The 6574-nt window shown below is 70.2% G+C and carries 7 protein-coding genes and 1 riboswitch; of the genes, 3 read left to right on the top strand and 4 right to left on the bottom strand.

Features of this window, described 5'->3' with window-relative positions:
- Positions 1–130 precede the first annotated feature (130 nt).
- From HLB44_RS33245 to HLB44_RS33230, 4 genes are read right to left on the bottom strand one after another with little or no spacing between them, the layout of a single operon-like run.
- On the bottom strand, positions 131–1048 hold the full coding sequence (locus HLB44_RS33245) for an alpha/beta fold hydrolase (protein WP_173133947.1): 918 nt from the start codon (positions 1046–1048) through the stop codon (positions 131–133).
- 49 nt (positions 1049–1097) lie between these two features.
- On the bottom strand, positions 1098–1598 hold the full coding sequence (locus HLB44_RS33240; protein ID WP_173133943.1) for a nuclear transport factor 2 family protein: 501 nt from the start codon (positions 1596–1598) through the stop codon (positions 1098–1100).
- Positions 1595–2161 (bottom strand): GNAT family N-acetyltransferase, encoded by a 567-nt coding sequence (locus tag HLB44_RS33235; RefSeq protein WP_173133940.1) that lies wholly within the window; start codon positions 2159–2161, stop codon positions 1595–1597. The genes HLB44_RS33240 and HLB44_RS33235 overlap by 4 nt, the downstream gene beginning before the upstream one ends.
- Positions 2148–2813 (bottom strand): glutathione S-transferase family protein, encoded by a 666-nt coding sequence (locus HLB44_RS33230; protein WP_173133937.1) that lies wholly within the window; start codon positions 2811–2813, stop codon positions 2148–2150. Before HLB44_RS33230 ends, HLB44_RS33235 begins: the two co-directional genes overlap by 14 nt.
- 97 nt (positions 2814–2910) lie before the next feature.
- Here HLB44_RS33230 and HLB44_RS33225 point away from each other — a divergent pair, with 97 nt between their 5' ends.
- From HLB44_RS33225 to HLB44_RS33215, 3 genes are all read left to right on the top strand, one after another.
- Complete coding sequence (locus tag HLB44_RS33225; protein ID WP_173133934.1) at positions 2911–3585, top strand: dioxygenase family protein; 675 nt, start codon at positions 2911–2913, stop codon at positions 3583–3585.
- Positions 3585–3923 carry a hypothetical protein gene (locus tag HLB44_RS33220; RefSeq protein WP_173133931.1) on the top strand — a complete coding sequence of 113 codons (339 nt, stop codon included), beginning with the start codon at positions 3585–3587 and terminating at the stop codon, positions 3921–3923. Before HLB44_RS33225 ends, HLB44_RS33220 begins: the two co-directional genes overlap by 1 nt.
- Positions 3924–4059: 136 nt before the next feature.
- A riboswitch (cyclic di-GMP riboswitch) is annotated at positions 4060–4147 on the top strand.
- Positions 4148–4290: 143 nt separating this feature from the next.
- Positions 4291–6552 (top strand): S8 family serine peptidase, encoded by a 2262-nt coding sequence (locus HLB44_RS33215; RefSeq protein ID WP_173133928.1) that lies wholly within the window; start codon positions 4291–4293, stop codon positions 6550–6552.
- Positions 6553–6574 lie beyond the last annotated feature (22 nt).

The raw sequence follows: 6574 nt of genomic DNA, 5'->3' as shown, positions 1-6574 counted from the left end.
CGGTACATTCTGGATTCGGCATTGCCTCCGCCCTTCGTCAAGATTCAGCACCTCGACAAACGGGCATTCCAGGGGCAATGCCGTCCTCGCTTTCACGGGGGTAGCGTGAAATTTCCGGGTTAGAGCCTCGTCAGTCCCGGTGCGTCAGGAAGGGCAGCGCCTGCGCAACCAGTGCATCGGGCGCTTCTTCGGGGATGTAGTGGCCGCAGGGCAGCGCCGCGCCGTGCACATCGCGCGCCACGCGCCGCCATTCGGCCAGCGGATCGAAGCAGCGCTGCACGATGCCGTTGGCGCCCCACAGCACCAGCAGCGGCTGCTCGACGTGCCGGCCGGCGTCGCGGTCGGCGCGGTCGTGCTCGAGGTCGATGCCGGCGGCGGCGCGGTAGTCCTCGCACATCGCGTGCGCGCTGCCGGGCAGCGCCAGGCAACGTTCGTATTCGGCCAGCGCGCGCGCATCGAAGGGTGCCATGCCGGCGCTGCGGCTGCCCATCACCGAGCGGATGTAGCCGGCCGGATCGGCCTCGATCAGCCGCTCTGGCAAGGGCGAGCGCTGGATCAGGAAGAACCAGTGCCAGTAGGCGCGGGCGAAGGCCTCGGTCGTCTGCTCGTACATCGCCAGCGTCGGTGCGATGTCCAGCAGCACCGCACGGGTCAGCGCCGCCGGGTGGTCGATCGCCATGCGGTGCGCCACGCGCGCGCCGCGGTCGTGCGCCAGCACCGCGAAGCGCGCGTGGCCGAGCTGGCGCATCACGCTCACCAGGTCGGCGGCCATCGTGCGCTTGCTGTAGGCGGCGTGGTCATCGGTGGCCGGCGGCTTCGACGAGTCGCCATACCCGCGCAGGTCGGCCAGCACCAGCGTGAACTGTTCGGCGAGCGCGGGCGCAGTGCGGTGCCAGATCGCGTGCGTTTGCGGATGGCCGTGCAGCAGCAGCAGCGGCGGCCGCGCGCTAGCCGAGACATCGCTGTGCACGCGCACGCGGATCCGCACGCCATCGGCCACCGTCAGGTCACGCGGCTCGTAGCCGGGGAACAGCACGGGATCGATCATGCGGCGCTCCTGCGCGGGTCGATGAATACACGCCTGCCGGCCATGACGCTCAGCGGCCCTGCTTCGGCGCCGGGTCCCAGTGCTCGGCGATCCGGCCGCCTTCGATGCGGAACATGTCGAACCAGGTCGTCGTGTACTTCTTCGCCGGATCGGCGGGGTCGGCGGCCTCGCGCACGAAGCTCAGCACGACCAGGTCGCCCTCGGCGGTGATCGCCACCAGCGGCGCCTTCACGCGCGCCTCGACCGGCTTGGGCTTCGCGAACTTCGCGAAGAACTCGACGAAGCCGGCGCGGCCGGTCGGCACGTTCGGGTTGTGCTGAATGTAGGTCTCGGCCAGGTACCTGTCGGCCAGCTGCAATTGCCCGCCCTCGAACACCTCGCGCCAGAAGTCGTAGACCAGGCGCTTGTTGGCCGCCAGCTTGGCGTCGCTGCTGGCCAGCAGTTGCTCGTGGTTGGCTTGCGCGATCACCGGCACCTGGGCCGGCGCGGCGAGCGGCAGCGCGAGCATCACGATCGCCACCAGGCGGCGTAGAAGGTCAGTGGTCTTCATCCCGGAAACTCCGTTCTCAGCAAGCCGAAGTGCAGCAGGTCGTGGTGCGCACCGAGCCAGTAGCCGGCCTCGCGTGCGCAGCCTTCCTGCACGAAGCCGAGCTTGCGCACGAGCTTGATCGAGGGCGCGTTGCGCGGATGGATCATCGCCTCGATCCGATGCAGGGCCATCTGCTCGAAGCCCCAGGGCAGCACACGCGCGAGCGCCTCGCCCATCAGGCCTTCACCCCAGGCCGACGCGGCGAGCTCGTAGCCCAGCGTGCAGCTCTTCCAGCCGCGGTTCCACTTGAACAGGCCGCAGCTGCCGATCAGCGCGCCGCCGCTCTTGCGCTGCAAGCCCCAGCGCGTGCCGGGGTTCGGCTGACGGCGCCACTCGGCGAACCTGGTGATCAGCACATCGGCCTCGGCGGCCTCACGCAGCGGATCGGTGCCGAACCAGCGCATCGCCTCGACGTCGGAATGGATCGCGAACAACGCGGGCGCATCGGCGGCGACGATCTCGCGCAGCACCAGACGCTCGGTCTCGAGGGTCGGAAAGGGGTTCGTCGGTTCAGGATCGTTCATAGGTGCTGCGGGTGCGCTCGACGCTGGGGCGCGCCGACATCATCGCCAGCCAGTCGTGCAGGCGGGGAAAGGATCTCAGGGATTCATCACCGTCGGGCGTCAACGCGAAATAGCACAGCATCGGAAACAGGTGCAGATCGGCCAGCGACAGCCCGCCGCGCAGCAGGAATGCCTCGCCCGCGGCCAGCGCCTGCAGCGCCCGCAGCGCCTGCTCGACCTGGGGCAGCGCCGCGCGGATGCGCGCCTCGTCCGGCGCACGGCCGGCACGCGGCGCGCTGAAACGCTCGACGAACACGCCCCACACCATCGGCCGGTAGGCGTAGGCATCGAGCAGGCCGATGACCTGGCTCATGCGCGCGCGCTCGGCGGGCGGCGACGGCTGCAGCGGCGGGCCGGTGAACGCCTCGTCGACATAGCGCGTGATGGCAGCGGTTTCGTAGAGGCTGAAGTCGCCGTGCTGCAGCACCGGGATGCGGCCGAAGGGATGGCGCGCGAGGTGTTCGGCCGGCACGCCGCCGGGGCCGAAGATCTCGGTCTCGTGCAGCGTGTACGGCACCCCCTTTTCCTCCAGCGCCAGCCGGGCGATGCGGGTGTAGACGCTGCGTTCGAGGCCGAAGAGCTGCGCTGCGTGGTCGACGAAGGGGCGGGGCATGGTGCGGGTGCATGATAGGCGGGCGCCGCCCGGACCCTACCCAAGATACCGCGACGGGCGTACCCTGCGACTGCAGGCTCGCCACCCCCGCCCGACCATGAAGCACCGCGTTCCCGACTCCACCGCGCCGCTGTCCCTGGATTCACCGGCCACGCTGCCGCAGCCGCTGCGGCGCTCCCTTGTCGCCGGCTCGCTGCTGCTGGCCGCGCCCGCCGTCTGGCGCGGTGCGCTGGCCAAGGAGCCGTTGCGGCTGACGCCTTCGCAGACCGAAGGCCCGTTCTACCCGGTGACGCTGCCCGCCGACACCGACAACGACCTGCTGGAGCAGGGCAGCCGGCGCTACCAGCACGGCCTGCCGGTGTGGCTCGATGGCGTGGTGCTCGACATGAAGGGCCGGGCGCTGGCCGGTGGCATCGTCGAGATCTGGCAATGCGATCACAGCGGCCACTACCACCACCCGGGCGACGGCGGCCGCGCCGACGCCGACTTCCAGGGCTTCGGCCGCACCGAGGTCGCCGCCGACGGCACCTTCCGCTTCCGCACCATCCGGCCAGTGGCCTACTCGGGCCGCACGCCGCACATCCACGTCAAGGTCAAGCTCGGCACGCGCGAATTGCTGACGACGCAGCTCTACGTCGCCGGCGACCCCGGCAACGAGCGCGACGGCCTGTGGCGCCGGCTCAGCGCCGCCGAGCGCGCGGCCTTGACGCTGCCGTACAGCGCCGGCGCCGACGGGCTGCGCGCCCGCTGCAGCCTGGTGGTGCAGGGCTGATGGTGCTCAACGTGAAGTGGTCGGCGCTGCTGGCCCTGGGCCTCATCGGCTGCGGCCAGCCGGTGCCGCCGGACAAGGCCGCCTATGTCGGCGAATGGCAGGACAAGACGATGTACCTGCTGATCACGCAGGACGGTTCGGTGCGCTACAAGCGTCTGCGCGCCGGCGCCTCGACGTCGGTGCAAGGCCCGCTGCAGGGTTTCGAGGGCCCGCACTTCAAGGTCGGCATCGGCCCGATGAGCACTACCTTCGTCGTCAGCAAGCCGCCGTACCGGGACGAGGAGAACCAGTGGAAGATGGTGGTCGACGACGTCGTGTTGACGAAGTCGGACCGATGAACGGCCGCTGGCAGATGCGCCTGTTGTAAGCGGCCGGCGCCGCGCCAACTCCATCACGCCGCGCCGCCGTTACCGCCCTCCACCCCAGGGGAAATGCTAAATCTGCGGGTGTTGCGCGTCGATACAGTCCCTGACATCGAGACAAAGGCACACCCGCACGAAAGTCGGGGTCGCAAAGCTTCCGGTCTACGGCCTTTCGGGGTTATGACAGCGGGGTTGCCAACGAGTCGGACCGCGGCCTTCAGTGCCGTGAGCCGAGCGCGCCGCATGCCCCATGCGGCGCTGGCAACCCCTGCGGTCGGCGGTTGCTTGATGCGATTCCTGCTGCTGCGGCTTCGTGCCGGCGCTCGAGCACCAGGAGCCGCGCATGAGCCACATCACCCGCTTCGTCGTCCTCGTCGAGTACCGCCTCGTTCGCTTGGCTGTAGCCCTGCTGCCGCTGCTCGGCCTGCTGGCCGCGCTGTGGTGGCCGCAGGCGGCGCAATCGCAAACCAGCAGCTCGCGCAAGATCGCCACCGACCTGCGAGACGTGCTGCAAGCGCCGACGACCTCGGGCAAGACCTGGGCGCGTGATGTCGCCGGTGGCCGCTACGTTCGCGCGCTAGTGGTCTCCAGTTCGCCGGACCCGGAGCTCGCCGAGCTGCGCGTGCATGTGCTGGCGGTCGGCGGCTCGGTCTACTACCGCTACCTCTCGGTCAGCGCACTGTCGGTGCTGTTGCCGGCCGATCGCGTGGCCGAGATCGCGCAGCGCGCCGACGTGCAGAGCATCTCGCCGAACCGGCCGGCGCGTCGCACCGCCAGCCTGCTCGAGCTGGCCACCGGCGCCGCCGACGTGCATGCCGGCAGCGGTCGCGGGCAGGCCGGGCTGGATGGCAGCGGGATCGGCATCGCGGTGCTCGATTCGGGCGTCGCCTGGAACCACAACAGCTTTCTCGATGCAGCGGGCAAGTCGAGCCGGGTCGCACGCGCCGTCGATTTCCAGAAGGCCGCTGACGTCACCGGCAAGCTGTGGCAGCCCGGCATCGACGTCTCCGGCTGGATCAACAGCGGCAATGACGGCGGCCGCGTGGCCTCGGCCTTCGAACGCATGATCGCTGCCGATCGCAGCGACAGCGCTGACCCCTACGGCCATGGCAGCCACGTCGCCGCGATCGCTGCCGGCCGCGGCAACTATCAATCCGTCGACTCCACCGGCGTCGCCCCCGGCGCCAAGCTCTACGACGTCAAGGTCCTCGACGACGCCGGCAACGGTGAGCTGAGCGACGTGCTGGCCGGCATCGACTGGGTGATCTACCACGCCCGCGAATACAACATCCGCGTGCTCAATGTCAGCCTGGCCGCCGATTCGACCGAGTCCTGGCTGACCGACCCGCTGTGCCGCGCGGTGCGCAGCGCGGTGGCCGCCGGCATCACGGTGGTCGTGGCGGCCGGCAACTTCGGCAAGGATGCCAACGCAGGCGAGGTCTACGGCTCGATCAGCGCGCCGGGCAACGACCCGTCGGTGATCACCGTCGGCTCGGCGAACTTGAAGGACAGCGCGGCGCGCAGCGACGACAGCGTCAACTTCTTCAGCTCGCGCGGGCCCACGCGCGGTGGCCAGCTCGATGCCAACGGCCTGCGCCAGCCCGACAACCTGCTCAAGCCCGACCTGGTCGCCCCTGGCAACCGCATCGTCGGCGTGCTGGCCTCGGACAAGCAGGGCTCGGCACGCGGCTTCGCGTACCTGCCGCGTACTTATCCCGATATCTCCGCGCCCTACGGCGGCAGCGGCCAGCCGAAGCTGAAGCAGCTGATGCACCTGAGCGGCACGTCGGTGGCCGCGCCGGTGGTCGCCGGCACGGTGGCGCTGATGCTGCAGGCCAACCCCGGGCTGACGCCGCCGCTGATCAAGGCGATGCTGCAATATGCAGCGCAGCCGATTGCCGGCGCCAGCCTGCTGCAGCAGGGTGCCGGGCTGCTCAACGTGCCCGGCGCCGTCGCGCTGGCAGGCGCGCTGCGCACCGACATCGCGACGGCCATCGACGCCGGCAGCTTGAGTGCCGGCGCCTCGTTGCTGGCCGCGGGCAAGAGCCTGCCGGCCCCCGTGTCGATCATCAACGGCACGAGCGTGCCGTGGAGCCGCATCGTCTTCGCCGGCGGCAATCAGATCTTGAGCGGCTCGGCGCTGTTCACGCAGCACCAGCCGCTGTGGGACCCGCGCCTCGTCTGGGCGCGCGGCAACGTTCAGCGCGCCACGCTCACCTGGTGGCCCGCCGCCAAGGGCGAGAGCGCGCCGACCTGGGTCCGGTCGATCGTCGCCAAGCCGGCTGCCAGCCAGCGGCTGCTGACGAGCGGCGTGATCTCGGCGGCGGCGCTCGCCGGCGGCAGCTGGGCACGCGGCCGCAGCGGCATGTTCATCCCGACGGCCACGCTGTCGGGCTGGCTCGCCGCCGGCAGCGGGCTGGTGCTCTCCGAAGGCATCGTGCTGAGCGAGGGCATCGTGTTGAGCGAAGGCATCGTCCTCAGCGAAGGCCTGGTGCTCAGCGAAGGCCTCGTGCTGAGCGAGGGACTTGTGCTCAGCGAAGGTCTGGTCCTGAGCGAAGGCCTGGTGCTCAGCGAGACGCAGGTCGGCCCGACCGGCGAGCCCTGAAACCCGCGCCCCCGTCACATTG

It is taken from the genome of Pseudaquabacterium terrae (assembly GCF_013266755.1).
GTDB lineage: Bacteria > Pseudomonadota > Gammaproteobacteria > Burkholderiales > Burkholderiaceae_C > Pseudaquabacterium > Pseudaquabacterium terrae.
Note: the sequence above shows the minus strand (reverse complement) of the source record. Positions and strands in the feature narration are given on the sequence as shown.

Excerpts from the sequence above, each read along its gene's own strand:
- HLB44_RS33245 (WP_173133947.1), bottom strand. The coding sequence starts at position 1,048 with ATGATCGATCCCGTGCTGTTCCCCGGCTACGAGCCGCGTGACCTGACG.
- HLB44_RS33240 (WP_173133943.1), bottom strand. The coding sequence starts at position 1,598 with ATGAAGACCACTGACCTTCTACGCCGCCTGGTGGCGATCGTGATGCTC.
- HLB44_RS33235 (WP_173133940.1), bottom strand. The coding sequence starts at position 2,161 with ATGAACGATCCTGAACCGACGAACCCCTTTCCGACCCTCGAGACCGAG.
- HLB44_RS33230 (WP_173133937.1), bottom strand. The coding sequence starts at position 2,813 with ATGCCCCGCCCCTTCGTCGACCACGCAGCGCAGCTCTTCGGCCTCGAA.
- HLB44_RS33225 (WP_173133934.1), top strand. The coding sequence starts at position 2,911 with ATGAAGCACCGCGTTCCCGACTCCACCGCGCCGCTGTCCCTGGATTCA.
- HLB44_RS33220 (WP_173133931.1), top strand. The coding sequence starts at position 3,585 with ATGGTGCTCAACGTGAAGTGGTCGGCGCTGCTGGCCCTGGGCCTCATC.
- HLB44_RS33215 (WP_173133928.1), top strand. The coding sequence starts at position 4,291 with ATGAGCCACATCACCCGCTTCGTCGTCCTCGTCGAGTACCGCCTCGTT.